The 24,589-nt window shown below is 71.9% G+C and carries 22 protein-coding genes and 2 tRNA genes; 20 read left to right on the top strand and 4 right to left on the bottom strand.

Annotation, left to right across the window (positions count from 1 at the left end):
- The first annotated feature begins 33 nt into the window (after window positions 1–33).
- The 7 genes from BLW57_RS25665 to BLW57_RS25695 all read left to right on the top strand — a co-directional run bounded on the left by BLW57_RS25665 (window position 34) and on the right by BLW57_RS25695 (window position 8,706).
- Window positions 34–2,124 (top strand): hypothetical protein, encoded by a 2,091-nt coding sequence (locus BLW57_RS25665; protein ID WP_093477708.1) that lies wholly within the window; start codon window positions 34–36, stop codon window positions 2,122–2,124.
- Between the two features lie 315 nt (window positions 2,125–2,439).
- On the top strand, window positions 2,440–3,600 hold the full coding sequence (locus BLW57_RS25670; RefSeq protein ID WP_093480885.1) for a glycosyltransferase family 2 protein: 1,161 nt from the start codon (window positions 2,440–2,442) through the stop codon (window positions 3,598–3,600).
- 117 nt (window positions 3,601–3,717) lie between these two features.
- A complete protein-coding gene (gene proB / locus BLW57_RS25675) occupies window positions 3,718–4,851 on the top strand; it encodes a glutamate 5-kinase (RefSeq protein ID WP_093477709.1) in 1,134 nt (377 codons plus the stop codon).
- 168 nt (window positions 4,852–5,019) lie between these two features.
- Window positions 5,020–5,445, top strand: coding sequence for a hypothetical protein (locus BLW57_RS25680; RefSeq protein ID WP_093477711.1), 426 nt, complete (start codon window positions 5,020–5,022; stop codon window positions 5,443–5,445).
- Window positions 5,446–5,566: 121 nt separating this feature from the next.
- Window positions 5,567–6,853, top strand: a complete 1,287-nt coding sequence (locus BLW57_RS25685; RefSeq protein ID WP_093477712.1) for a glutamate-5-semialdehyde dehydrogenase — start codon at window positions 5,567–5,569, stop codon at window positions 6,851–6,853.
- Between the two features lie 93 nt (window positions 6,854–6,946).
- Window positions 6,947–7,549 (top strand): SCO2584 family spore wall biosynthesis protein, encoded by a 603-nt coding sequence (locus tag BLW57_RS25690; RefSeq protein WP_176985717.1) that lies wholly within the window; start codon window positions 6,947–6,949, stop codon window positions 7,547–7,549.
- Between the two features lie 89 nt (window positions 7,550–7,638).
- Window positions 7,639–8,706, top strand: coding sequence for an SCO2583 family membrane protein (locus BLW57_RS25695; RefSeq protein ID WP_093477715.1), 1,068 nt, complete (start codon window positions 7,639–7,641; stop codon window positions 8,704–8,706).
- A gap of 37 nt (window positions 8,707–8,743) precedes the next feature.
- Here the strand turns inward: BLW57_RS25695 and BLW57_RS25700 are convergent, their stop codons facing one another.
- Complete coding sequence (locus BLW57_RS25700) at window positions 8,744–9,829, bottom strand: M48 family metallopeptidase (protein WP_093477717.1); 1,086 nt, start codon at window positions 9,827–9,829, stop codon at window positions 8,744–8,746.
- 100 nt (window positions 9,830–9,929) lie between these two features.
- Between BLW57_RS25700 and BLW57_RS41510 the strand changes: the two genes are divergently transcribed.
- The 9 genes from BLW57_RS41510 to BLW57_RS25740 all read left to right on the top strand — a co-directional run bounded on the left by BLW57_RS41510 (window position 9,930) and on the right by BLW57_RS25740 (window position 14,987).
- Window positions 9,930–10,097 carry a hypothetical protein gene (locus BLW57_RS41510; RefSeq protein WP_093477718.1) on the top strand — a complete coding sequence of 56 codons (168 nt, stop codon included), beginning with the start codon at window positions 9,930–9,932 and terminating at the stop codon, window positions 10,095–10,097.
- 165 nt (window positions 10,098–10,262) lie between these two features.
- Complete coding sequence (locus BLW57_RS41515; RefSeq protein WP_093477720.1) at window positions 10,263–10,427, top strand: hypothetical protein; 165 nt, start codon at window positions 10,263–10,265, stop codon at window positions 10,425–10,427.
- A gap of 56 nt (window positions 10,428–10,483) precedes the next feature.
- The gene (nadD, locus tag BLW57_RS25715) at window positions 10,484–11,170 is read left to right on the top strand and encodes a nicotinate-nucleotide adenylyltransferase (protein WP_093477721.1); all 687 of its coding nucleotides are present in this window, start codon (window positions 10,484–10,486) and stop codon (window positions 11,168–11,170) included.
- A 16-nt stretch (window positions 11,171–11,186) separates the two neighbouring features.
- The gene (locus BLW57_RS25720; protein ID WP_093477723.1) at window positions 11,187–12,914 is read left to right on the top strand and encodes a LytR C-terminal domain-containing protein; all 1,728 of its coding nucleotides are present in this window, start codon (window positions 11,187–11,189) and stop codon (window positions 12,912–12,914) included.
- Between the two features lie 99 nt (window positions 12,915–13,013).
- A complete protein-coding gene (gene rsfS / locus BLW57_RS25725; RefSeq protein WP_093477724.1) occupies window positions 13,014–13,457 on the top strand; it encodes a ribosome silencing factor in 444 nt (147 codons plus the stop codon).
- Window positions 13,457–14,125, top strand: coding sequence for a histidine phosphatase family protein (locus BLW57_RS25730; RefSeq protein ID WP_093480886.1), 669 nt, complete (start codon window positions 13,457–13,459; stop codon window positions 14,123–14,125). The genes rsfS and BLW57_RS25730 overlap by 1 nt, the downstream gene beginning before the upstream one ends.
- A 93-nt stretch (window positions 14,126–14,218) precedes the next feature.
- Window positions 14,219–14,291, top strand: a tRNA-Ala gene (locus tag BLW57_RS25735).
- Window positions 14,292–14,576: 285 nt separating this feature from the next.
- Window positions 14,577–14,750: a hypothetical protein gene (locus tag BLW57_RS40620; protein WP_101376964.1), complete on the top strand. Its 174-nt coding sequence runs from the start codon at window positions 14,577–14,579 to the stop codon at window positions 14,748–14,750.
- Window positions 14,751–14,753: 3 nt separating this feature from the next.
- Window positions 14,754–14,987 (top strand): hypothetical protein, encoded by a 234-nt coding sequence (locus BLW57_RS25740; protein ID WP_006136074.1) that lies wholly within the window; start codon window positions 14,754–14,756, stop codon window positions 14,985–14,987.
- Here BLW57_RS25740 and BLW57_RS25745 read toward each other — a convergent pair.
- The gene (locus BLW57_RS25745; RefSeq protein WP_371127813.1) at window positions 14,966–16,189 is read right to left on the bottom strand and encodes a glycosyltransferase 87 family protein; all 1,224 of its coding nucleotides are present in this window, start codon (window positions 16,187–16,189) and stop codon (window positions 14,966–14,968) included. The two genes, BLW57_RS25740 and BLW57_RS25745, sit on opposite strands and share 22 nt — an antisense overlap.
- Before the next feature lie 115 nt (window positions 16,190–16,304).
- Here BLW57_RS25745 and BLW57_RS25750 point away from each other — a divergent pair.
- Window positions 16,305–16,377 (top strand) — tRNA-Ala (locus BLW57_RS25750).
- A gap of 118 nt (window positions 16,378–16,495) precedes the next feature.
- Here BLW57_RS25750 and BLW57_RS25755 read toward each other — a convergent pair.
- Complete coding sequence (locus tag BLW57_RS25755; protein ID WP_093477727.1) at window positions 16,496–18,106, bottom strand: NADH-quinone oxidoreductase subunit NuoF family protein; 1,611 nt, start codon at window positions 18,104–18,106, stop codon at window positions 16,496–16,498.
- Entirely contained in the window at window positions 18,103–19,395 is a 1,293-nt protein-coding gene (locus BLW57_RS25760; RefSeq protein ID WP_176985718.1) for a ferric reductase-like transmembrane domain-containing protein, read from the bottom strand. The genes BLW57_RS25755 and BLW57_RS25760 overlap by 4 nt, the downstream gene beginning before the upstream one ends.
- Window positions 19,396–19,811: 416 nt before the next feature.
- Here BLW57_RS25760 and leuS point away from each other — a divergent pair, with 416 nt between their 5' ends.
- From leuS to BLW57_RS25780, 3 genes are all read left to right on the top strand, one after another.
- Window positions 19,812–22,685: a leucine--tRNA ligase gene (gene leuS, locus BLW57_RS25770; protein WP_093477732.1), complete on the top strand. Its 2,874-nt coding sequence runs from the start codon at window positions 19,812–19,814 to the stop codon at window positions 22,683–22,685.
- A gap of 187 nt (window positions 22,686–22,872) precedes the next feature.
- Window positions 22,873–23,601 carry a hypothetical protein gene (locus BLW57_RS25775; RefSeq protein ID WP_093477733.1) on the top strand — a complete coding sequence of 243 codons (729 nt, stop codon included), beginning with the start codon at window positions 22,873–22,875 and terminating at the stop codon, window positions 23,599–23,601.
- A 69-nt stretch (window positions 23,602–23,670) separates the two neighbouring features.
- Window positions 23,671–24,516, top strand: a complete 846-nt coding sequence (locus tag BLW57_RS25780) for a DegV family protein (RefSeq protein WP_093477735.1) — start codon at window positions 23,671–23,673, stop codon at window positions 24,514–24,516.
- Window positions 24,517–24,589 lie beyond the last annotated feature (73 nt).

Raw genomic sequence — 24,589 nt, forward strand, 5'->3', positions numbered from 1 at the left:
TCCGTGATATCCACCGCTATTCGCGTCGCCCGGGTGGGCAGCGCGTCCGAGCTGGCCGCGGCGGTCCTCGTGATGCTGGGCTTCCCGGCGCTCATGCTGGCCGCGCTGGTCCCGAGCGTTCCCGCCTTCGCGGCCGTGGCCGCAGTGACGTACCTGGCGGACCACTATCTGCACCACAAGGGCAGCTACCTGATCAACCGCCTCAGCAAGGTCCGGGCGGGTCTGTCCATCCGCTTCCTGATCCGGCAGCTGCTGCTGATCCTGCTGCTGGCCCGCCTGTCGCTCTCCACCCACCTGGTCTTCTACGGCGCGGTCGCCTGCTTCATCGCGTTCTACGGCCTCCAGGCCCCGCACGGCGCGCTGGTCACCCTGATCCGCAACCGCCGCCGGATGCCGGTCGCCACCCGCAACATCGACCTCAAGGCCCGCATCCGCATCCCCGACGCCCCGCCGCGCGGCCTGCTGCACCGCTCCGCCGAGAAGATCCTCCACCTCGACCTGTTCGCGGTCGCCGGCATCCTGGTCTCCGCCGAGCTGGGCTCCGCCGTCGCCGGTTACGTCGGCATCGGCCTCACCGTGGGCCTCGGCTGTCTGTACGTCCTCGTGCTCGTGCCGTACGTGCGCGGCACGCGGATCCCGCCGAAGGCCGACGCCGTGCTCGCCGCCATGGACGACTGGCTGACCGCCTACCGGCCCGAGACCGTCCTGTACTTCTCCGGCTCCAAGGACTCCGCGTACCAGGTCAACATGTGGCTGGAGACGATGGAGCGGCTGGACACCCGGCCGCTGATCATCCTGCGCGAGCGGGTCCTCCTGGCCGGCCTCGCACCCACCACGGTCCCCGTCGTCTGCGTGCCCGGAGGGGTGCACCTGATGAACCTGGACCTGTCGACCGTGCGGGTCGCCCTGTACGCGGCGAACGTCGGCAAGAACATCCACCTGCTGCGCGTGCCCACCATGAAGCACGTCTTCATCGGCCACGGCGACAGCGACAAGCTGGCCAGCGTCAACCCGTACAGCAAGGTCTACGACGAGGTGTGGACCGCCGGCCGCGCGGGCCGCGACCGCTACGCCATCGCCGACGTCGGCGTCCGCGACGAGGACATCGTCGAGGTCGGCCGGCCGCAGCTCGCGCCCATCATGACCCGGCGCGACCTGCCCGAGGGCGGCGTCCCCACGGTCCTGTACGCGCCCACCTGGGAGGGCTGGGACGGCAACCCCGGCAACACCTCGATCGTGCTCGCCGGCGAGAACATCGTGAACCGGCTGATCGCGGCCGACCCGCCGGTCCGCGTCCTGTACAAGCCGCACCCCTTCACCGGCACCGTCAGCCCCGAGGCCGGTGCGGCCCACCGGCGGATCACCGCCCTGGTGGAGCAGGCCGCCGCCGAACGCGCCGCCGACCCCCGCTTCACCGCCGACGGCGGCGCCACGGAACGCGCCAAGGAGGAGCTGACCCGGATCGAGGCCCGGCTCGCCGAACTGGCGGGCCCCGGCAGCGAGCGGGGCGACGAGGCCGAGGCCACCCGTGACGGCGTCGTCGACGTCCGCAGGCACGAGGAGACCGCCCGGCTGCGCGCCGAGTGGAACGACGCCTACTGGCGCTCCTTCCCGGCGTACGAGCACCGGGTCGTCACCGGCGCTGAGCCGCGCCTGTACGACTGCTTCAACGTCTCCGACGCGATGGTGTCCGACATCTCCTCGGTGGTCTCCGACTTCATCGCCAGCGGCAAGCCGTACGCCGTCACCGACTCCGCGGAACTGGGCGCCGACGAGTTCAGACGGCAGAACACGGCCGTCCGCGCCGCCACGATCCTCACCAACGGCGCGGACGGCCTGGGCGCCCTGCTGGACGCCGTGCGCGACCCGGCCGGCGACCCGCTGGCGGGCGCCCGCGCGGAGCTGAAGCGGTACCTGCTGGGCCCGGACGAGCCCGCGTCGATCGACCGGTTCAACGGTGCGGTGGCCGATCTGGCCCGCAAGGCCGACGCCCGTAACGTCGGCCAGGAATCCCGGGCGGGCGCCGCGAACGCCGACCCCGCCGAGGCGGCCGAACTGACCAACGCGGTGCCGGGCCAGCGCTCCGCGTCGGCCGGTGACACGGACGGCGTGACCGCCGGCTGACCGCCCCCGCGCTTGGCGCCGGGCCCCGAGGAGCACTCCTCCGGGGCCCTCGTCATGTCCGGCCCCGGCCGGGTCTTCCCTCGCTCTTAATCCGTCCTGAGCAACTCTTACCGCCGCTGCGTACCTTTCCGGTGAGCGTGCGCACGCCTGTGACCTGCGCCACTCCGCGCCCAGGGTGAAGCAACCGCGTCCTACGGGTGTCCGTCTAACACGTTGAGATTGAGGCGATACGGGGTGAATGTTCCGTGACTGGGGGGAAGAGTGAGCGCCGTGACGCAGCCTGACGTCAGCGTGATCATCGGGGCGTACGAAGCCATGCCGTACCTGGTGGAGTGCCTGGCGTCCGTCGAGGCGCAGACCATCGACCCGGCACGCCTGGAGGTCATCGCCGTCGACGACGGCTCCACCGACGGCACGGGGGGGTGCCTGGAGGAGTTCGCGGCCCGCGCCCCCATGCCCGTCACCGTCGTCCGCCAGGACAACTCCGGCGGCCCCAGCGGCCCCCGTAACGTCGGCCTCGGCAAGGCGGCCGGACGCTACGTCTTCTTCCTGGACGCCGACGACCGGCTCGGCCCCGAGGCCCTGGAGCGCATGGTCGCCATGGCCGACGAGAACGGCACGGACGTCGTCCTCGGCCGCGTCGAGGGCGTCAACCGCACCGCGCCGAAGTCCATGTTCGGCAAGACCCTCGGCCGGACCGACGTCCACTCCTCCAACATCAAGTTCACGCTGAGCGCGCAGAAATTGTTCCGCCGCGAACTGCTGGAGAGACACGGCATGCGGTTCGACGAGTCGCTGTGGACCGGCGAGGACGCGCTGTTCACCCTGGAGGCGTACCTGCGCGCGGACGGCGTCTCCGTCCTCGCCGACTACACGTGCTACTACCTGGTCGGCCGCGAGGACGGCAAGCACGTGACGAAGACCGGCGGCTACACGCTCCGCTTCGACTCCGCGCGCGCCCTGATGAAGCTGATCGCCGACATGGTCCCGGCCGGCGACCGGCGCGACGCCCTCATGATCCGGCCCTTCCTCATCACCCTGCTGCCGCAGTTCGGGCCCACGTTCCTCACCGACGACGAGGACGTCCGCCGGCACAAGTTCGAGCTGGCCGGGCCGCTGATGGACGCCCACTGGACGCCCGGCGTCGCCCGCCTGCTGAAGGTCCACGAGCGGCTGCGGCTGCACCTGGTCGCCATGGGACGCCCCGAACTGCTGCTGGACGTCGTGCGGTTCGTCAAGGCCAAGAAGCAGGCGCCCGCCGTCCTGGAGAAGCGCGGCACCCGCCTGTACCTCATCTACCCGCACTTCCGCTCCCGGGCGGCCGGCGTCCCCGACGAGATCTACCTCGCCGAGGCCCGCGAGGCGCGCGCGTTCGAGGGCTACCGCGCGGCCGCCGCCAACACCTTCCTGCGCCGCGCCCTGCGCAAGGCGCGGCGGATGCTGCCGATCGGAGGCTTCGGAGCGACGGCCGCCTGAGCCGCTCCGCCCCCTGTCCGCGCACTGGACCGCCGCCCGGCCCGGCGGTCCCCTTCGCGTAGATTGATGCCACGCGCGAGGGAGTGGAGACAGCACGTGGCAAGGGCAAGGCAGGCCGTGGGCGAGGCCCGCAGGATCGTCGTCAAGGTGGGCTCCTCGTCGCTGACCACCGCAGCGGGCGGCCTGGACGCCGACCGCGTCGACGCGCTCGTCGACGTCCTCGCCAAGAGCCGTGGCGGGGACGGCACCGCCCGCAGCGGCAACGGGGGAGAGCGGGAGATCGTCCTCGTCTCCTCCGGCGCCATCGCGGCCGGACTCGCCCCGCTGGGCCTGCGCCGCCGCCCCCGCGACCTCGCCCGCCAGCAGGCCGCCGCCAGCGTCGGGCAGGGCCTCCTCGTCGCGCGCTACACCGCGTCCTTCGCCCGCTACGGCGTCCGCGTCGGCCAAGTCCTGCTCACCTCCGACGACATGAGCCGCCGCGCCCACCACCGCAACGCCTCCCGCACCCTCGACAAGCTGCTCGCGATGGGCGCCTTCCCGATCGTCAACGAGAACGACACCGTCGCCACCGACGAGATCCGCTTCGGCGACAACGACCGTCTCGCAGCCCTCGTGGCCCACCTCGTCCACGCCGACCTGCTGGTCCTCCTCTCCGACGTCGACGGCGTCTACGACGGCGACCCGAGCAAGCCCGGCACCTCGCGGATAGCGCAGGTGCGCGGTCCCGAGGACCTCGCGGGCGTCGAGATCGGCAATGCGGGCAAGGCGGGCGTCGGCACCGGCGGCATGGTCACCAAGGTGGAGGCCGCCCGCATCGCCGCCGCGGCCGGCATCCCGGTCGTGCTGACCAGCGCCGTCCACGCCGCCGAGGCGCTCGCCGGCGGCGACACCGGCACCTACTTCCACCCGGCGGGCAAGCGCTCCGCCGACCGGCTGCTGTGGCTCCAGCACGCCTCCACCCCGCAGGGGGCGCTGACCCTGGACGACGGCGCGGTGGACGCCGTCGTGAAGGGGCGCAAGTCGCTGCTGCCCGCCGGAATCGCCGCCGTGGAAGGCGAGTTCACCGCCGGTGACCCCGTCGAACTGCGGGACGCGGCCGGCCGGCCCGTGGCCCGGGGACTCGTCAACTTCGACGCCAAGGAGATCCCACGGCTGATCGGGCGTTCGACCCGCGAGCTGGCCCGCGAGCTCGGCCCGGCGTACGAACGCGAGGTCGTACACAGGGACGACCTGGTGCTCCTGCACGCGTGACACTCGCAAAACCGCTCGTAAACGGGAGACGAGGACGGCCCCCGGTGGGGGACGTTCCGTAAAACCACCACGCGGAGCCCTGCGGCCTGCTCAACTTTGTCTCTGGGACATGTTGAAAGGACACGTTCCGTCAAGGGGTCGGGCGAGGCATGCGCGAAGGAGGCCGTCGTGAGACGAGTGCGCCCTGGGGCGGTGTCCCGCGGGGCTCTGACCAGTGTCGCGGCCGGGGACACCTACGAGGAGCCCAAGGACCTGCCCCGCCTGTGGCACGTCACCCTCAGCGTCTCCGGACAGAAGGTCCCCCTGCCGGACCTGCGGCGGGCCCTCGAGCAGCTCGCCCACGACCACCCCTTTCTGCTGACCAGCAGATACGCGACCGACCACGCCGAGATCCGGTACTGGGAAGAGGCCCGCGACCTGCACGACGCCGCCGCCGTCGCGCTGCGCCTGTGGGGCGAGCACCGGCAGAGCGCCGGGCTGCCCTCCTGGGAGATCGTCGGCCTGGAGGTCATCGACCGCGAGACCTACCACCAGCGCATCGCCGAGGGCTACGGCCCCGCGCCGGCGACGCCCGTCGGGGTGCACCCGTTCTGAGACCCCCGTGCCCGGACTCCCGGCGCGGGGGCCCCGGGGCCGGCCGGCTGTCCCTTTTGCGGCGTCTCGGGGTGTGGGACGACCGCTGAACGGCCCGGCGCAGCGCACTACCCTTCACCCCATGACCACGCTCTCGCCGTACGACTCGATGTCCCCGGTCACCCAGGCCGCCTACCGGGCCAAGGCCGCCGCCGCCGACCTCGCGCCGCTCCCGCGCGCCGAGAAGGACGACGCGCTGCTGGCCATCGCCGACGCCCTGGAGGTCCGGACCGCCGAGATCGTCGAGGCCAACGGCCGCGACGTGGCCAAGGCCCGGGAGAACGGCACGAGCGAGTCCGTCGTCGACCGGCTCACCCTCACCCCCGAGCGGATCCGCGCCATCGCCTCCGACGTCCGCGACGTCGCGAAGCTGCCCGACCCGGTCGGCGAGATCGTCCGCGGCTCCACCCTCCCCAACGGCATCGACCTGCGCCAGGTCCGCGTGCCGCTCGGCGTCGTCGGCATCATCTACGAGGCCCGCCCGAACGTCACCGTCGACGCCGCCGCCCTCTGCCTGAAGTCCGGCAACGCCGTCCTGCTGCGCGGCTCCGCCTCCGCCTACGAGTCCAACTCCGCCCTCGTCCGGGTCATCCGGGACGCCGTCGGCGGCGCCGGGCTCCCCGCCGACTCCGTCCAGCTCGTGCCCGGCGAGAGCCGCGAGTCCGTCCGGGAGCTGATGCGCGCCCGCGGCCTCGTCGACGTCCTCATCCCGCGCGGCGGCGCCTCCCTCATCCGGACCGTGGTCGCCGAGTCCGTCGTCCCGGTCATCGAGACCGGCACCGGCAACTGCCACGTCTACGTCGACGCCCACGCCGACATCGACACGGCCGTCGACATCCTGATCAACTCCAAGGCCCAGCGGGTCAGCGTCTGCAACGCCGCCGAGACCCTCCTGGTCCACCAGGACATCGCCGCCGAGTTCCTGCCGCGCGCCCTGGACGCCCTCGCCGAGGCCGGCGTCACCGTCCACGCCGACGAGCGCGTACTCGCCTACGGCAAGGACTCCAAGGCCACCGTGGTCGAGGCGACCCCGGAGGACTGGGAGACGGAGTACCTGTCGTACGACATCGCCGCCGCCGTCGTCGACTCGCTGGACAAGGCCGTCGAGCACATCCGGCTGTGGACCTCCGGGCACACCGAGGCGATCGTCACCACCTCCCAGCAGGCCGCCCGCCGCTTCACCCGACTGGTCGACTCCACCACCGTCGCCGTGAACGCCTCCACCCGGTTCACCGACGGCGGCCAGTTCGGCTTCGGCGCGGAGATCGGCATCTCCACCCAGAAGCTGCACGCCCGCGGCCCGATGGGCCTGCCGGAGCTGACCAGCACGAAGTACATCGTCACCGGCGACGGCCACGTCCGCCGCTGAGGTTCACCCCTTCGGCCGTACGTCCGGCAACGCCCGCGCACGGCCGAAAAGGCGTCTCATCAGGCGGATGAATTTCCATACCGTCTGCCCAAATTGACCCCCCAGGTCTACTCTGGACCCGTGCCGGAGGACGTGGGGGGCACGCCGTTCCCTGACGGCTGGGAGCCCGACGACGACCACGACCACGGGGTGTCGGACGAAGAGTTCGCCTCCGTGGTCTTCGACGAGGCGTTCGTCCGGGCGGCCACGGTCCACGAGCCGACCGCCGTCGAGCGCCTGCTGGCCGCCGCACAGGCCCGGGCCGAGGCCTCCGAGGCGGAGGCGGCCCGCCGCGCCCACCTCGCCGCCGACCGCTTCGACGACGCCTACGGCCCCGACGACGCCGATCCCGGACATGATCCGGACGACGACGAGCTGGACGATCCCGACGTCCTCGGCGACCACCACGGCCCCTTCGGCGCCTACGGCAAGCAGGTCCGCTGGCACCGCCCGGTGGCCTGGGTGCTCGCCGTGGTGATGGGCATCGGCATGGTCGCCCTGGCTTTCGCGGCGGTCTACCGGGGCGCCTCCTCGAACACCCGGGACCGGGTGCCCGCGCCCGCATCCACCGGCCTGGAACAGGGCAGCGCGGCCGCTCCCTCGGTCTCCGCCGACTACTCCGGGCCGGCCGTCCCGGCCGGCCCGCGCTCCCCCTGAGTACAGCCGTCCGCCCCGGGTGAGAAACCGTCAGAACTTGTCGTACGGCAGTGCGTTTACCCGAGGCCTCCGAGACCTACCCTGAAAGTATGGGCGGGCCTGGAGACCCACCGGAGGGGACACCCGAGGGCGGCCCCGGAGGTGCGGAGGACGAATACCGATCCGTCGTGTTCGACGAATCGTTCGTCCGCGCTGCCCGCCTCCAGGAGTACTCCGCCGAGGAGCGGATGACCGACCACGCGCCCGCCGTGCGCCGCCGCCCGCCCCTGCACCGGGGACTCGGCCGCCAGGCCCTGATCCTCGTCGTGCTGATCGCCGTCGCCTTCGGCACCGCCATCTACATGGGCGTCCGCCACCCCTACAGCTCCCCGCAGGCCCGGCGGCCCGTCGAGCCCCTGCGGATGACCGTCATCCCGCTCGCCCCGCAGGGCAAGGTGCCCGGCGCCGACGACGCCGAGACCCTCTACAGCCGCAGCCGCGCCGCCCAGTTCGCGATCGGCGCCGAGGGCGTGCCGCTGCCCGCCACGCACAGCACCGCCCACTTCTCGGACAGCCAGGTCGTCACCGCCCTCACCACCGCCAAGGACTACATCGTCCGCTCGTCCCTCTACCCCGAGGTCCTCACCGAGCGGGAGGTCAACCCCGCCCGGGCGCTCCTCGACCCCGACCAGCTCGACCAGTTCGACCAGAGCTTCGACCACCCGGCGGCGGACGGCCGGCACGCCCCCACCGGCTGGCTGGTCCGCATCGACCCCTCCCGGGCCCAGCTCGCCGGCGACCGGATCCGCGTCCAGGGCAGCCTCAACGCCACCGAGGCCGACTCGGCCACCCTCGAGGTCATTGCCGACCACACCTTCGTCTACGCCCTGCGGCCCACCGGAGCCGCCGACGCGCCCGTCTCCCTCTTCACGGTCCGCCGCGAGGTGACCTTCCGCTTCAGCCGCGACGACCTGCGCACCCACCAGGTCCAGCTCGTCACGTCGTACGTCCAGGCCGGCCCGCTGTCCTGCGCCGAGGACTCCAGCGCCTACCTGCATCCCCTGCTCGCCGGGCAGACGGCCAAGGCGGGCGGCCCCGCGGGCACCAACCCCTACGAGACGGACAACACCCCGGCCCTGTGCGGCACCCTGGCCACCCAGGCCGAGCCGGACGTCTGACCGGCCCGGACCGGCGTCCAGGGGGGCGGGCGTCGCCCTAGTCCTGGGGCGCGTCCTTCGGGCCCTCGCCCGACTGCGGCGGGCTGCGGAAGCCGTCGAAGCCCCGCCGGACCCGGCCGCCCAGGTCGCCCGCGCCGCCCGCGAGGTCCGAGACCAGCTTCATCAGCGGATCCTTGGAGCTCCTCACATCGTCGGCGTAGCTCGCCGCGGACTCCCGGAAGGACTCGCGGGCGGAGGTGTCCTTGTCCTCGCTGCGCCGCGGGTAGTGACCGTCCATGATCCGCTGGTGGTCCCGGGACTCGGCCCACTTCCTCAGCTCGGCCGCCCGGATGGTGGCGAACGGGTGCGACCGCGGCAGCACGTTCAGGATCTTCAGCACGGAGTCGCGCAGATCGCCCCCGGCCTCGTACTCCTCGGCCTGCTCCAGGAACGCGTCCACGTTCATCTCGTGCAGGTGGTTGCCGCCCGCGAGCTTCATCAGGCCGCGCATCGAGGCCTTCACGTCCTGGCCGACCAGCAGACCCGCCCGGTCCGCGGACAGCTCCGACTTGCGGAACCACTCCCGCAGCCCCGTCACCAGCGCCATGACCGCGAAATTGCCCAGCGGGATCCAGGCGACCTTCAGCGCCAGCGTCGTCAGGAACAGCAGGATCGTGCGGTACACCGCGTGCCCGGACAGCGCGTGCCCCACCTCGTGCCCGACGACGGCCCGCATCTCCTCCTCGTCGAGGAGCTCGACGAGCCCGGTCGTGACCACGATGATCGGCTCGTCGAGACCGATGCACATCGCGTTCGGCTGCGGATCCTGCGCGACGTACATCGGCGGGACCTTCTCCAGGTCCAGGATGTAGCAGGCGTCCCGCAGCATGTCGTGCAGGTGCGCGAACTGCCGCTCGGAGACGCGCACCGAGTCCGACAGGAACAGCAGCCTGAGGCTCCGCTCCGGCAGCAGCCCGCTCAGCGCCTTGAAGACGGTGTCGAACCCGCTCAGCTTGCGCAGCGCGACCAGGGCCGACCGGTCGGCCGGGTGCTCGTAGGCACGCGAGGAGATCCCGGGGAACCGCTTGCGCTGCCGGCTCGGCACCCGCTCGTGCCCCGTCCCCTGCTGGCCGTCGTCGGACATGTCCATCCCCCATGCGTGTGAGTGCCCACTGTGCCCCGAGGCAGGGCCCAGCCTAGGCGGAGATACCGTGGACGGGCAGTACAGCCGAAGGAGTCCACCCATGGAGCACCACCCCGCAGCCGCCGCCCGGCTGACCGAGGCCGCCACGAGCGCCGTCCAGCAGCACGGGGCGGGGAATCTGCTCCGCGTCGTCATCGTCGTGATGTTCGTCGGCTGTGCACTGACCGCGTGGTTCCTGCTGCGCGGCTACAAGCGGAAGGACGACTGACGGACGGCGAAGGTTCCCCGCCGGCGGATGCGGCCGCTCCTGCCGACGACACCCGGCACGCCACCGTCCGTCACCAACGGCGGAGTCGGCGTGATCGCCGCGAGCCCGCCCGCTTACGATGAGCCGACATCTTTATCCCGCCCACACGGTTAGGTCCTGCCGAAGATGAGCCTCCACCACACCGCAGCCCAGTTGGTCACCCTCGCCGCCGAGGGCGGGGAGCACGGCGGAAACCACGAAAGCCTGAACCCGGCCGTCACCGGTGGGGGCGCCCTGCTCATCCTGCTCCTGCTGCTGTGGATCACCACGCGCTTCAACCGCGACCGCTGAGCAGGGAGCCGGTCCCCGGCCGGACCTCGGAGACCGGGCCGGTAGGGTCTGCACGCATGGGAGAGCAGGACATGCCTACCGGTCCGGCACACGAGAGCGCCGACGACGCGGTGAAGCACCCACAGCACCGGCCGGGCAACGGCCCCGCCCACCCGGGCAAGCGACGCCTGGGCGTCATGGGCGGAACGTTCGACCCGATCCACCACGGGCACCTCGTGGCGGCCAGCGAGGTCGCCGCGCAGTTCCAGCTGGACGAGGTCGTCTTCGTACCCACCGGCCAGCCGTGGCAGAAGTCCCACCGCTCGGTGTCCCCGCCCGAGGACCGCTACCTGATGACGGTCATCGCGACCGCCGAGAACCCCCAGTTCTCCGTCAGCCGCATCGACCTCGACCGCGGCGGCCCCACCTACACCGTGGACACCCTGAGGGACCTGCGCGCCCTCAACCCCGACACCGACCTGTTCTTCATCACCGGCGCCGACGCGCTCGGCCAGATCCTCACCTGGCGCGACTCGGAGGAACTGTTCTCCCTCGCCCACTTCATCGGTGTCACCCGCCCCGGCCACCACCTGGCCGACCCGGGCCTGCCGGAGGGCGGCGTCTCCCTCGTGGAGGTGCCGGCGCTCGCCATCTCCTCCACGGACTGCCGGGCGAGAGTCGCCAAGGGAGACCCCATCTGGTACATGGTGCCGGACGGAGTCGTGCGCTACATCGACAAGCGCGAGCTGTACCGCGGCGAGTGAGCCGAGAGGGGCACCGGTGAACGACCGATACGACGCGGGTGAGGCCGGCCACGGCGCCGGCCCGTACGAACTCGTCGGCTACGACGAGTACGGGCAGCCCGTGTACCGGCAGGTCCCGGCGCAGCAGACGCCGCAGACGGCCTACGACCCGTACGCCCAGCAGCAGGGCTACGGCTACGACCCGTACGCCACCGGCCAGCAGCCGCCGGCTTCCTCCTACGGCCCCGACCACGGCGCCGGCCGGCAGCAGGCCGCCTACGACCCCTACGGCACCCCGGCCGGGTACGACCCGTACGGCACCGGCTCGCACGGCACCGCTCCCTACGACCCTTACGGGCAGACGGCGAGCAGCGGGCCGCAGCCCCGGGTCGCCGAGCAGACCGCCCACATCCCGCAGCAGGCCGGCCCGGCGGAGGACACCCACTCCCCGGTGGGAGCCGACCACCGGGCCGGGACGGACGAACCCGACTACCGCACCGAGCAGTTCGCGTTCGTGGAGGAGCCGACCGGCGACTCCGAGGACGTCATCGACTGGCTGAAGTTCACCGAGAACCGGACCGAACGCCGCGAGGAGGCCCGCCGCCGCGCCCGCGGCCGGATACTCGCCCTGCTCGTCGTCCTCGCCGTGTTCGCCGCCGGCGGCGTCGGCTACCTCTGGTACGCCGGCAAGCTGCCCGGCCTGTCCTCCTCCGACGGGAAGACCGGCACGGCCACGCCCACCGCCGCCCAGAAACGCGACGTGATCGTCGTCCACCTGCACAACACCGGCAAGCGCGGCACCTCCACGGTCCTGCTCGTGGACAACACCACCACGAAACGGGGCACCACCGTCCTGCTGCCCAACTCCCTCGCGCTGAGCGGCGACGACGGCTCCACCACCACCCTGGCCAAGTCGGTCGACGCCGACGGCTCCTCCGGCACCCGCGACCAGCTCGACACCGTCCTCGGCACCGACATCCAGGGCAGCTGGCGCCTCGACACCCCGTACCTGCAGAACCTCGTCGACCTGGTCGGGAACATCGAGATCGACACCGACACCGACGTGCCCGACCCGGACGCCAAGAAGAAGGGCGGCGAGCCCCTGGTGCACAAGGGCTCCGACCAGACCCTCAGCGGCAAGATGGCCGTCGCCTACGCCACCCACCGCGGCGCCGGCGAGTCCCAGACCGCCCAGCTGGAGCGGTTCGGCCAGGTCATGCAGGGCGTCCTGCGCAAGATGTCCTCCGAGCCCTCCTCGGCCACCGTGACCGTGCAGACCCTCGCCCAGATCCTCGACCCGCCGCTCACCGACAAGGACCTCGGCACCTTCCTGGCCAGGCTCGCCGACCTCGCCAAGAGCGGCGACTACCGGACCGCCCTGCTGCCCGTGCAGCCGGACGGCACGCTGAGCGCCCGGACCAGCGGCAGCGTGGTCAAGGGCATCCTCGGCGGCACCGCGAAGAGCCCCGGCGCGGGGTCCGCGGTCCGGGTCTCCGTCCAGAACGCCACCGGCGTGAAGGACGACAGCGGCAAGGCGCGCGTGGCGCTCCTGAACGGCGGCTTCACCTTCCTGGAGGGCGGCACCGCCGACGGCACCCGGCCCGTCTCGAAGGTGACCTACGCGGACGCCTCCCACAAGGCCGACGCCACCGAGGTCGCCAAGACGCTGGGCCTGCCCGCGGGCTCCGTGGCCAAGGGAACCGTCTCCTCCGGGGCCGACGTCTCGGTCGTCCTCGGGGCCGACTACGCCCCCGCCGCCTCCTGACGGCGGCCCGGGCACCCCGCGCCGCCGTAATCGCGTGGGGTGCCCAGGGCGGTCCGTGAGACCCTTGAGGTCTAACGACCGCCGACGGAAAGCCACGTAGTGACCGCCACCGACCGTTCCCTTGAGCTCATCCACACCGCCGCGCAGGCGGCGGCCGACAAGCTCGCCCATGACGTCATCGCCTACGACGTGAGCGACGTGCTGTCGATCACGGACGCCTTCCTGCTGGCCTCCGCGCCCAACGACCGCCAGGTCAGGGCCATCGTCGACGAGATCGAGGAGCGCCTCCAGAAGGAGCTCGGCGCCAAGCCGGTCCGCCGCGAGGGCGACCGCGAGTCCCGCTGGATCCTGCTCGACTACGTCGACATCGTCGTCCACGTCCAGCACAGCGAGGAGCGCGTCTTCTACGCCCTGGAGCGGCTCTGGAAGGACTGCCCCGAGCTGGACCTGCCCGCCGACGCCGCGGCCACCCGCGGCAAGGCCGAGGAGCACGCCAAGCTCCAGGCCGCCGAGGGCGACCAGGAGCCGGGCGGGGAGTGGTGATGAGCGCCACCGGTGAGGTGACCGACCGCAAGGGCCGCGGCCGCCGCGTCATCCTGTGGCGGCACGGCCAGACCTCGTGGAACGTCGAGCGCCGCTTCCAGGGCAGCACGGACGTCGAGCTGACCGAGACGGGCATCGGCCAGGCCCGCCGCGCGGCCCGGCTGCTCGCCTCCCTGGGGCCCGACGCGATCGTCGCCTCGGACCTCAAGCGGGCCGCGGACACGGCCGCCGAGCTGGCCGCCCTCACCGATCTCGACATCACCCGCGAGGAGGGCCTGCGGGAGACCTACGCGGGCGTCTGGCAGGGGCTGACGCACGACGAGATCATCGCCCGGTACGGCGAGGAGTACGCCGCCTGGAAGCGCGGCGAGCCGGTCCGCCGCGGCGGCGGCGAGCTGGAGACCGAGGTCGCCGACCGCGCCGCCCCCGTCGTGCTCCGGCACGCCGAGAAGCTGCCCGAGGACGGCACCCTCGTGGTCGTCAGTCACGGCGGCACCATCCGCACCACCATCGGCCGGTTCCTCGGTCTGGAGCCACAGCACTGGGAGAGCCTGGGCGGCCTCTCCAACTGCTGCTGGTCCGTGCTCGGGGAGGGCGCCCGCGGCTGGCGCCTGCTGGAGCACAACGCGGGTACCCTCCCGGAGCCCGTCCTCGGCGACGACGACTGAGCGCCCCGCGGCCCCGGCACCCCGGATTTCACTTTCCGGCTGGTCACAGGCTAAAGTTCTTCTTGTTCGCCCCGCCGGGCGGGAAGAACGCAAGGGGCTATAGCTCAGTTGGTAGAGCGCCTGCATGGCATGCAGGAGGTCAGGAGTTCAATTCTCCTTAGCTCCACAGATCGACACTCCACGGAGTGAGCGAAGATCGGTGACGAAGATCCCGTCCCCCTCGGGGGGCGGGATCTTCTGTCTTCCGCGACGGACTGCGGCACACTGGTGCCCACGTGCTTGAGTCACCGGAGCCCCGCGGGCGTATACCTCTGCGGAGGCGTTCTCGGTGGGTGCTCGGGCGGCGGGCGCTGTGTCCGGACTGGTACTGAGGCGTCGCTGACCGTATTGGTCCGGCCGTGGCAGAATCAAACGGCCGGAAGGGGGCGCGGCCCGACGGGAGGGAGTAGCGATGCCTGCGAGCATCCTTGAGGAGGTCGGCCACCTCCTCGGCGCGGCATTGATACGGAACACGGCGACGCGGCTCAGCTGCCCTTCCTGCGGTTCCGCGCATGTGGCCCAGGTCCTCGGCGACAACGGCGGCATCTCCTACGTGTGCACGGCCTGCGGCCACAGCTGGAGCTGATCGATGGGTGCACACAGGCGAAAGTGCGACTGGTGCGGCAGCGGTACGCCGATCGTCCGTGACATGGAGCCGATCAATCCCGACTACCAGTACTGGTGCGAGGAATGCGCCCGGGCGCTGATCATAAAAGGCGACCCGATCGAGACGTATCGGGAATTGGAGGGCGAGCCGATCTACGGCCGTCTCCTCGAGGAGCACTGCACCCTCAAGCGGTTCTATTCCTTCGTCACGGCCTGACGGGGCACCGCGCGGGAGCGGGGCCGCGGCGACGCCGTCCACGCCAGCGCGAGAAAGAGCGCACCGGCTGCCGCGTACAGAGCCGAGAGAGCCAACTCCAAGCCTCCCTGGCGCAGTTCGGGCCGGCCCGTGCCGTGGGGCACCCACCAGGGCACGTACGAGCAGAAGACCAGCAGCACGCCCACGGCCGGCGCCCTGCGGCCGCGTGTCCACAGCAGCAGGACCAGTGGCACGCACCACACCCAGTGGTGGGTCCAGGACACCGGACTCACCAGCAGCGCCGTGACCGCGCAGGCGCACACCGCCCAGGCCCGCCGGCCGCGCAACTCCGCCGCGACCGCCACCGCGAGTCCCAGGGCGGCCGCCACGGCCGCCGACGCGGTCCACAGGCCCCCCGGGTCGGGTGTGTGCAGCAGGCGGGCCAGCACGCCGCGCAGGGCCTGGTTGGCGGTCTCCTCCGCGTGGCCGACCCGGCTCGCGCGGAAGACGGCGTCCGTCCAGAACCGCCAGGAGTCGTACGGCAGGACGGCCGCCGTCAGCGCCGTCGCCCCGGCGAACGCGACGGCCGCCCCGCGCGCGTGCCGCAGCCAGGGCCCACCGTCCCGGCCGCCCAGCCGGGCCACGACGCCCGCGGCGAGCAGGAACACCGGGAACAGCGCGGGTGTCAGCTTCACCGCGGCGGCCAGCCCCAGGCCCGCCCCGGCCCAGCGGTCGGAGCCGCCGACCGGGCGGCGTGACAGGTCCCACAGCACCAGGACGGCCAGCAGCAGATTGACCTGGCCGTAGCGCAGGGTCGTCCACACCGGCTCGCACCACACGGCCGACGCCGCCACCCACCAGACGGTGTCCACGCGCGCGTGCCCGACTAGCCTCAGCGACAGCCGTACGAACACCACCAGCAGGACGAGGTTCGCCGCCGTCGCCAGCGCGCGCAGCGGCGCGGTGTCCAGCAGCGTCAGCGGGGTGAACAGCAGGGCCGCGAAGGGCGGGTAGGTGGTGGGCAGGTGTGCGGCCGTGGCGCGCAGCGCGTAGAGGTCGCCGCCCGCGCGCACGGTGGCGCCCTCGGCCCGGTAGACCATCAGGTCGATCATCGACACGTGCGCGGCGTGCTGCGCGGCCCAGAACACCGCGAAGGACACGAGGCACACGGCCGGCGCAACCGGCACCCGGCGCCGGGTCGCTGACGGCACGATCAAGGTCACGAAAGCCGACATTAGCGGCTGTACCGGCGCGAACCCGAAACCGATTTGGTGCTGCGTCCGCGGCCCTGTAATGTTTACGACGTCGCCGGGGGAACCAGGCGGAACAGCAGAATACGGGGCTATAGCTCAGTTGGTAGAGCGCCTGCATGGCATGCAGGAGGTCAGGAGTTCAATTCTCCTTAGCTCCACAGAAATCGAAGGCGGACCATCCTCGCGGATGGTCCGCCTTCGTCGTGTTCACGGGCACAAGGGCCCCCGAACGGGCGGGCGGGTCACCCGGCTCGGGTGACCCGCCCCTCGTCGCCTTCAGCGGCCGAGAGCGCGCCGGCCGCGTCCCTGGGACAGCACCGGCAGGTTGCGCGACGGCGCCTGCCCGCGCGTGTCCTCTTCCAGGCGCAGGGCCAGCGCGGGGCAGCGGCGCACCGCGCGCAGCGCCTTCGCCTCCGCGTACCGCGGCACCTGGGCCTGGGCGACGGTCGGGAACCCGTCGGCGCCGAGTTCGAACACCTCCGGGAGGATGTCGGCGCACAGGCCGTGGCCCCGGCACAGCGTCCAGTCGACGTAGATCTTCTGGCGGCTCGCGCCGGTCTCCTCGGCTTCCGGGCCGCCCGTGATGCCCGCGGGCGCCCTGCCCCCCTCGAAGAGCGGCAGAACGCCCTCCACGGGCCGTCCGCAGCCGTTCCCGAGCACATGGGCGGCCAGGTCGTCGGTGAACGCCTTGATGGTCGACTCCAGGAACATCGCCGAGCCGTCCGGGTGCGAACACGCCCCGCGCCGCTTGACGTTCTTCGCGACCTGCTTCAGCGCCTCCAGGGCGGCCGGTCCGCCGCCGTTGAGGATGTCCTCCAGCCCGCGCGCGGCGGCGGGCAGTCCGAGGTAGCACGGGCCGCACTGGCCGGCGCTCTCCTCGGCCAGCCACTGGGCCACCCGCAGCGACTCGCCCAGCGGGCAGGTCTCCTGAGTGATCGGCAGGATCGCGCCCGCGCCCAGCGCACCGCCCACCGCGTCCAGGGAGTTCCGGGAGACGATCGCCTCGTCGACCGTGGCCGCGTCGATCCACTTGCCGTGGTAGCCGCCGGTCAGCACACCCTGCGGCACCGGCGGGGCCCCGGCGAGCTGCAGCACGTAGCGCAGCGGCACGCCGGTGGGGACCTCGAGCACCATCGGGCGGGCGACCGCGCCGGACACGGTGAGCATGACGGTGCCGGGCTCGTCGTACAGGCCGGTGTTGCCGTACCGCTCGGGGCCGATGCGGGCGGCGATGGCCAGCTGGGCGAACGTCTCCGCGTTCGACAGCAGGGTCGGCGCGCCGCCCACGCCGGTCTGCGACGCGCTGATCTTGCGGCCCGGCGGGATGGCGGGGCCGCCGTCGATCGAGCGGATCAGCGAGGCCGCGGCGCCGGTGACCATGCGGACCGGGTTGCGCTGCACCCACGCGCGCAGCGCCGATCGCCGGCTGTTGCTCAGGCCGCGTTCGGCGAGCGCGGCCTCCATGGAGCGCTGTGTGGACTCGCGCGTGACACCGATCACGAGCGTGCGGGCACCGAGCGCCTCGGCGCACAGCAGCGCGCCGTCCAGGATGAGGTGCGGGGCGCGGTTGATGAGGACCGTGTCCTTGCGGCAGGCCGGTTCGTCCTCACTGCCGTTGACGACGACGACCGGCCGTACCCCGCGCTTGATCGCCGACTCGGCGACCGAACGCAGCTTCTTGTGGAAGGGGAAGCCCGCGCCGCCCCGCCCCTTGAGGTTGATGCGTTCGGCGAGCTGGGCGAGCTGTTCGCCGCCCAGCGGGTCGAGCGGCCCGTGCACCTTCAGATGCATGGGCAGGTCGAGCCGCTCCACAAGGTCGAAGCCCGACGTGAGCTGGGGAAGCCCGACCACGCGGACTTCGGGTACGTCGGGCAGGGCCTCGTTCACCTATAGCCTCCGGAAGGCATGTTCCAAGGTTCGCCCGAACCCGGTGCCTCGTAGGAGGCGCCGGGGGTTGGTTCAGTGGCGGGACCGCTGTTGAACGTGTCACCCGGGTTGTACGTGCCGTAGTACCCGTTCGTCTCACCGGTGTCGTACACATCACTTCCGCCGTATCCGGGCGTGCCCGGATTGCCGTAGGCCGGGATGGTGTATCCGGTGTCCTGCAGCGGGTCGTACGCGGACGGCGGCGCCTCGCCGACCGGCGGCGGGGACGGGACAGGCCAGCTGCCCGACGTGCTGGAGGGGCCGTCCACGCGCGGGACGGCCTGCGTGGGCTGGAGGTCCAGCGGCAGGTCCATGCGAGCGGTCTGCCCGGTCGCGTAGGGATCCTGGCCGCGGCCCGGTGTGGACACCGCGCGGTAGGCTGCCGCGAAACCGGCGCCGGACTCCGCGGGTGACTGGTAGAGGGGCGCGGCGCCGGCCGGAGCGGACGCCCGCGACCTCGCGTCGCGCCGCCCCTCGCGTTCCCGGCGGCCCTCGTAGCCCGGCATGCCCTGGCCGCCGGCCCGGGAACGGCTCGCGTCCAGCTCCTCCAGGCCGGGCCGCTCCGAGCTGCCGAACAGGGCCACCAGCCGGTCGGCGACCTTGCGCTTGACCGGGCGCGGGGCGGCGCGCAGGGCCAGGGCGCCCATCACGCCGAGCAGGGACAGGCTGTAGAGGATCACGAAGACCGGCTTGGCCGTGCGACCCGCGTAGAGCCCGTGGATCAGCGCGGCGCACCAGGCCGGATAGGCCAGCATGTGCATGGCGCGCCAGCGCGCGGCGACCGGTGCGGGGGTGGCGAAGTTGCTGCGCAGGGCGCCGGTGACGCCCACGAAGATCATCAGTAGGCCGGCCAGGGAACCGAGGCCGATCAGGCCCGCGATCCCGGTCAGGCCGAGTGAGAAGGGGATGATCGCCGCGATCAGCGGTGCGTGGCCGAGCGCCACCTTGGTGGTGATGTGCAGCAGCAGGAACGCGATCGAGGCGACCGCGGTCGTCCGGTGCACCGCCTGGCCGACGATGCGCTGGCGCGTGTTCAGGAAGATCCGGTCCTGGGCGAACAGGCCCCAGATCACCGAGCAGCTCAGCGACACCAGCGACAGCACGCCCGCGCCGAAGTTCAGGAAGGACTGGAACTGGTCGCCTCCGACCAGCACGAGCACGGGTATGAGCAGCAGGACGACAGCGGACGCCACCCCGTAGGCCGAGCGGCCGGGCCGGGGGAGCGAGCTGGTACTACGACGAGGGTTCATGGGGGCACTCCGAGCAGTTCCGGGAAAGCGGTCCCGCTGCCGAACTCTAAGTGGCGTCATACTGATCAGTACGAGGCTTTGCGTTATTGCGTTGTTATCAACGCACAATCTGATTGCCGGGGTGCCCCTTAAGGGGCGGTTCGCGAAGTAATCCTTGACCTTGGTTCCGTTCCGTCGGGGTTCCTGGCATGTCCACAAGGGATACGGAAGCGCGTCGCGGCTTGCTCAAGGCCTGCGGTACCCTAACGCCATGCGTGCCGTACGCCTTCTGCTTAGCGGGCCGCGCTGATCAGTACCGACCCCCGGTCGAACCGTGAGGTCGGCATCGGCGCGGCGTCCCCTCCTGTGTGAGGGGTTTTTTCGTTTCTCGGATGACGCAGCCGCAGGCAGAGACGATCGATGGAGCTTTGAGGATCATGAGCGAGACGAACCCCGCTGCCGCGTCCGCGGAGGCCGCGCCGCACCGCTACACGGCCGCCATGGCGGCCGACATCGAGGCACGCTGGCAGGACTTCTGGGACGCCGACGGCACCTACGAGGCGCCGAACCCGACCGGCGACCTGGCGGGCGACTCCGAGCTGGCCGCCAAGCCCAAGAAGTTCATCATGGACATGTTCCCGTACCCCTCCGGTGCGGGCCTGCACGTGGGCCACCCGCTGGGTTACATCGCCACCGACGTCTACGCCCGGTTCCAGCGCATGACCGGCCACAACGTCCTGCACACCCTGGGCTTCGACGCCTTCGGCCTGCCCGCCGAGCAGTACGCCGTGCAGACCGGCACGCACCCGCGCGTGTCCACCGAGGCCAACATCGAGAACATGAAGGCCCAGCTGCGCGGGCTGGGCCTGGGCCACGACAAGCGCCGGTCCTTCGCCACGATCGACCCGGACTACTACAAGTGGACCCAGTGGATCTTCCTGCAGATCTTCAACTCCTGGTACGACGAGGACGCGAAGAAGGCCCGCCCCATCGCCGAGCTGATCGCGCGGTTCGAGTCCGGTGAGCGGGCCGTCCCGGGCACCACGCGCGCGTGGAGCGAGCTGAGCGGAACCGAGCGCGCCGAGGTCCTGGGCGAGTACCGCCTGGCCTACGCCTCCGACTCGCCGGTCAACTGGTGCCCCGGCCTGGGCACCGTGCTGGCCAACGAGGAGGTCACCGCCGACGGCCGTTCCGAGCGCGGCAACTTCCCGGTCTTCAAGGCCAAGCTGCGCCAGTGGAACATGCGCATCACCGCCTACGCCGACCGGCTGCTGGAGGACCTGGAGGAGCTGGACTGGCCCGAGGCCATCAAGCTGCAGCAGCGCAACTGGATCGGCCGCAGCGAGGGCGCCCGCGTCGACTTCCCGATCGACGGCGAGAACATCACGGTCTTCACGACCCGCCCGGACACCCTGTTCGGCGCCACCTACATGGTGCTGGCGCCCGAGCACCCGCTGGTCGAGAAGTTCACCCCCGGCGCGTGGCCCGAGGGCACGCACGACGTGTGGACCGGCGGCCACGCCACCCCGGCCGAGGCCGTCGCCGCCTACCGCGCGCAGGCCGCCGCCAAGTCCGACGTCGAGCGCCAGGCCGAGGCCAAGGACAAGACGGGCGTCTTCATCGGCGCGTTCGCGACCAATCCGGTCAACGGCGAGCAGGTCCCGGTCTTCATCGCCGACTACGTCCTGATGGGCTACGGCACCGGCGCGATCATGGCCGTCCCGGCGGGCGACCAGCGCGACTTCGAGTTCGCGCGCGCCTTCGAGCTGCCGATCCACTGCATCGTCGAGCCGACCGACGGCCGCGGCACCGACACCTCGACGTGGGAGAACGCCTTCGCGTCCTACGACGCGAAGATCATCAACTCCTCCAACGACGAGATCTCCCTGGACGGCCTGGGAGTCGCCGAGGCCAAGGCCCGCATCACGGACTGGCTGACGGAGCGGGGCATCGGCGAGGGCACCGTCAACTTCCGCCTGCGCGACTGGCTGTTCAGCCGTCAGCGCTACTGGGGCGAGCCCTTCCCGATCGTCTACGACGAGGACGGCGTCGCCCACGCGCTGCCCGAGTCGATGCTGCCGCTGGAGCTGCCGGAGGTCGAGGACTACAGCCCGCGCACCTTCGACCCGGACGACGCGGACACCCAGCCCGAGACCCCGCTGTCGCGCAACGAGGACTGGGTCAACGTCACCCTGGACCTGGGCGACGGCCCGAAGAAGTACCGCCGCGAGACCAACACCATGCCCAACTGGGCCGGCTCCTGCTGGTACGAGTTCCGCTACCTGGACCCGCACAACGACCGGAAGCTGGTCGACCCGGAGATCGAGCGGTACTGGATGGGCCCGCGCGAGGGCCTGCCGCACGGTGGCGTCGACCTGTACGTCGGCGGCGCCGAGCACGCCGTGCTGCACCTGCTGTACGCGCGCTTCTGGTCCAAGGTGCTGTTCGACCTGGGTCACGTCTCCTCCGCGGAGCCGTTCCACAAGCTGTTCAACCAGGGCATGATCCAGGCCTACGTCTACCGCGACAGCCGTGGCATCGCGGTGCCGGCCGCCGAGGTGGAGGAGCGCGACGGCGCCTACTACCACCAGGGCGAGCAGGTCAGCCGGCTGCTGGGCAAGATGGGCAAGTCGCTGAAGAACGCGGTGACCCCGGACGAGATCGCCGCCGAGTACGGCGCCGACACCCTGCGCCTGTACGAGATGGCCATGGGCCCGCTGGACGTCTCCCGTCCATGGGACACCCGCGCGGTGGTCGGCCAGTTCCGGCTGCTGCAGCGGCTGTGGCGCAACATCGTCGACGAGAACACCGGCGAGGTCACCGTCACCGGCGCCGAGCCCGACGAGGAGACCCTGCGCGCCCTGCACAAGGCGATCGACGGCGTCCGTCAGGACCTGGAGGGCCTGCGCTTCAACACCGCCATCGCCAAGGTCACCGAGCTGAACAACCACCTGACCAAGGCCGGCGGCGCCGTGCCGCGGTCGGTGGCCGAGCCGCTGGTGCTGATGGTCGCGCCGCTGGCCCCGCACATCGCCGAGGAGCTGTGGCGCGCGCTGGGCCACACCGACTCGGTCGTCCACCAGGACTTCCCGGTCGCCGACCCCGCCTACGTCGTCGACGAGACCGTGACCTGCGTCGTGCAGATCAAGGGCAAGGTCAAGGCCCGCCTGGAGGTGTCGCCGGCCATCTCCGAGGCGGAGCTGGAGAAGGCGGCGCTGTCCGACGAGAAGGTCGTGGCGGCACTGGGCGGCGCCGGCATCCGCAAGGTGATCGTGCGGGCGCCGAAGCTGGTCAACATCGTGACCGCGTGACCCGCGTGATCGTGTGACCGCGTGATCGTGTGATCGTGTGAGGGGGTGACGTCCCGGGCCGGGCGCGACCGGCGTCGGGGTAGTCCCCTACGGGCAGGTTCGGGGTTCATCCGGAACTCCGGACCTGCCTGCTGCGTTTACCGTGGAGAGCACAGCGGTACGCGCTGTGCCCATCGGAGGAGGCGTCGTGGAAGCAGTGATCGCCGTGTTCGCCCTTCTCTTCCTGCTCTTCATCGGCCTGGGCGCCTACGCCACGGTCAAGGCGGTCGGCGCCGCCAAGCGCGGGGTGGACCGGACCATCGCGCAGGCCCGCCGCACGGTCGAGGACCACACCCTGCGCGCCAAGTCCTTCGCCCAGCTCGGCCCGGCCGGCGAGATCGCCCAACTGCGCCTCGCGCTGCGCACCTCCATGCGCGCCACACAGGACGCCTTGCAGGCGGGCGCGGCCGAGGACGAGTCGCTGAAGGAGTCCGTCGGCCTCTTCGAGCGGCTCAGCGCGCACGGCCACGAACTGGACGCGGACCTCAAGCGCCTGGAGACCGAGCCGGACCGGGCCACGCTCACGGCGCGCCTGCCCGAACTGCGCGAACGCACCGAGCGCATCACCAAGTCCGCCGACTCGCTGCGCTGGGCCGTCCGCGACCGCGCGCGCCGCTTCGCCGAGGACGACCTGGGCTCGCTGAGCGCCCAGATCGACATCGAGGCGGACGCCCTGCGCCACTGGACGCGGACGGACATGGGCCGGAATTCCGCGCCGTGGCCGGAGGACCCCGCCGCCGACGGACCGGCCGCCTCCCGGCAGCGCACGCCCGGCTCCGCCCCCACGGAGGAGCCCGCCCCCCAGGCGATCACCCCGCCGTCGCCGCGTCCCGCCTACCCCTGGCAGAAGAAGCCCCGCCCCGAGAGCACCGCCTGAGGCGCGGTTCCGGGCCCGCACCAGGGGCCGGGCTGCCACGCGCCCGGTACGGCAGGTAACCTCCAGCTCATGTCCCGCCATGTCGCGATCGTCACCGATTCAACGGCCTACCTGCCGACGCGGATGATGGAGCGCCACGGCATCACCGCGGTACCCCTGACCGTGGTCCTCGGCGACCGGGCGCTCGAAGAGGGCACCGAGATCTCGACCCGCTCCCTCGCGCAGGCGCTGCAGAAGCGGCGTTCCGTCACCACCTCCCGGCCCAGCCCGCAGGTCTTCGCGGAGACGTACCGCAGGGTCGCCGAGTCCGGTGCGTCCGGCATCGTCTCCCTGCACCTGTCCGCCGAACTGTCCGGCACCAACGACGCGGCCGTCCTCGCGGCACGCGAGGCGCCGGTGCCGGTGCGGGTGGTGGACACCGGGATGGTCGCGATGGCCCTCGGCTTCTGCGCGCTCGCCGCCGCCGAGGTGGCCGAGGCCGGCGGCACGATGGACGAGGCGGTCACGGCAGCCGAGAAGCGGGCCGCGGGCACGTCCGCCTACTTCTACGTCGACACCCTCGACTATCTGCGCCGCGGCGGCCGCATCGGAGCCGCGCAGGCACTCCTCGGCTCCGCACTCGCCGTCAAACCCCTGCTCCAGCTGGACGGCGGCCGCATCGAGCTGCTCGAGAAGGTACGTACGGCGTCGAAGGCGATCGCCCGGCTCGAGGAGATCGCCGCGGAGCGTGCGGGCGGCGCGGAGGTCGACATCGCCGTCCACCATCTCGCCGCCCCGGAACGGGCCGCCGCGCTCGCCGACCGGCTGCGGGCACGGGTGCCGGGCCTGGCCGACCTGCATGTCAGCGAGGTCGGAGCGGTGATCGGGGCGCACACGGGCCCCGGGTTGCTCGGAGCGGTGGTCTCACCCCGCTGACGGGGGCGGCCCGTCGGCTGGGGCCAGGTGGTTCGGACCGGCTGGTGCGGGTGACGGAGTTGTCCACAAGTCG

It is taken from the genome of Streptomyces sp. 1222.5 (assembly GCF_900105245.1).
GTDB classification, from domain to species: Bacteria; Actinomycetota; Actinomycetes; order Streptomycetales; family Streptomycetaceae; genus Streptomyces; species Streptomyces albidocamelliae.

Bases quoted from the DNA above. Each gene is read 5' to 3' on its own strand.
- BLW57_RS40620 (WP_101376964.1), top strand. From the start codon at position 14,577: ATGCCTGCGAGCATCCTTGAGGAGGTCGGCCACCTCCTCGGCGCGGCA.
- BLW57_RS25760 (WP_176985718.1), bottom strand. From the start codon at position 19,395: ATGAACCCTCGTCGTAGTACCAGCTCGCTCCCCCGGCCCGGCCGCTCG.
- BLW57_RS25780 (WP_093477735.1), top strand. From the start codon at position 23,671: ATGTCCCGCCATGTCGCGATCGTCACCGATTCAACGGCCTACCTGCCG.
- leuS (WP_093477732.1), top strand. From the start codon at position 19,812: ATGAGCGAGACGAACCCCGCTGCCGCGTCCGCGGAGGCCGCGCCGCAC.
- BLW57_RS25695 (WP_093477715.1), top strand. From the start codon at position 7,639: ATGGGCGGGCCTGGAGACCCACCGGAGGGGACACCCGAGGGCGGCCCC.
- BLW57_RS25685 (WP_093477712.1), top strand. From the start codon at position 5,567: ATGACCACGCTCTCGCCGTACGACTCGATGTCCCCGGTCACCCAGGCC.
- nadD (WP_093477721.1), top strand. From the start codon at position 10,484: ATGGGAGAGCAGGACATGCCTACCGGTCCGGCACACGAGAGCGCCGAC.
- BLW57_RS25700 (WP_093477717.1), bottom strand. From the start codon at position 9,829: ATGTCCGACGACGGCCAGCAGGGGACGGGGCACGAGCGGGTGCCGAGC.
- BLW57_RS25740 (WP_006136074.1), top strand. From the start codon at position 14,754: ATGGGTGCACACAGGCGAAAGTGCGACTGGTGCGGCAGCGGTACGCCG.
- BLW57_RS41515 (WP_093477720.1), top strand. From the start codon at position 10,263: ATGAGCCTCCACCACACCGCAGCCCAGTTGGTCACCCTCGCCGCCGAG.
- BLW57_RS25730 (WP_093480886.1), top strand. From the start codon at position 13,457: ATGAGCGCCACCGGTGAGGTGACCGACCGCAAGGGCCGCGGCCGCCGC.
- BLW57_RS41510 (WP_093477718.1), top strand. From the start codon at position 9,930: ATGGAGCACCACCCCGCAGCCGCCGCCCGGCTGACCGAGGCCGCCACG.
- BLW57_RS25670 (WP_093480885.1), top strand. From the start codon at position 2,440: ATGCCGTACCTGGTGGAGTGCCTGGCGTCCGTCGAGGCGCAGACCATC.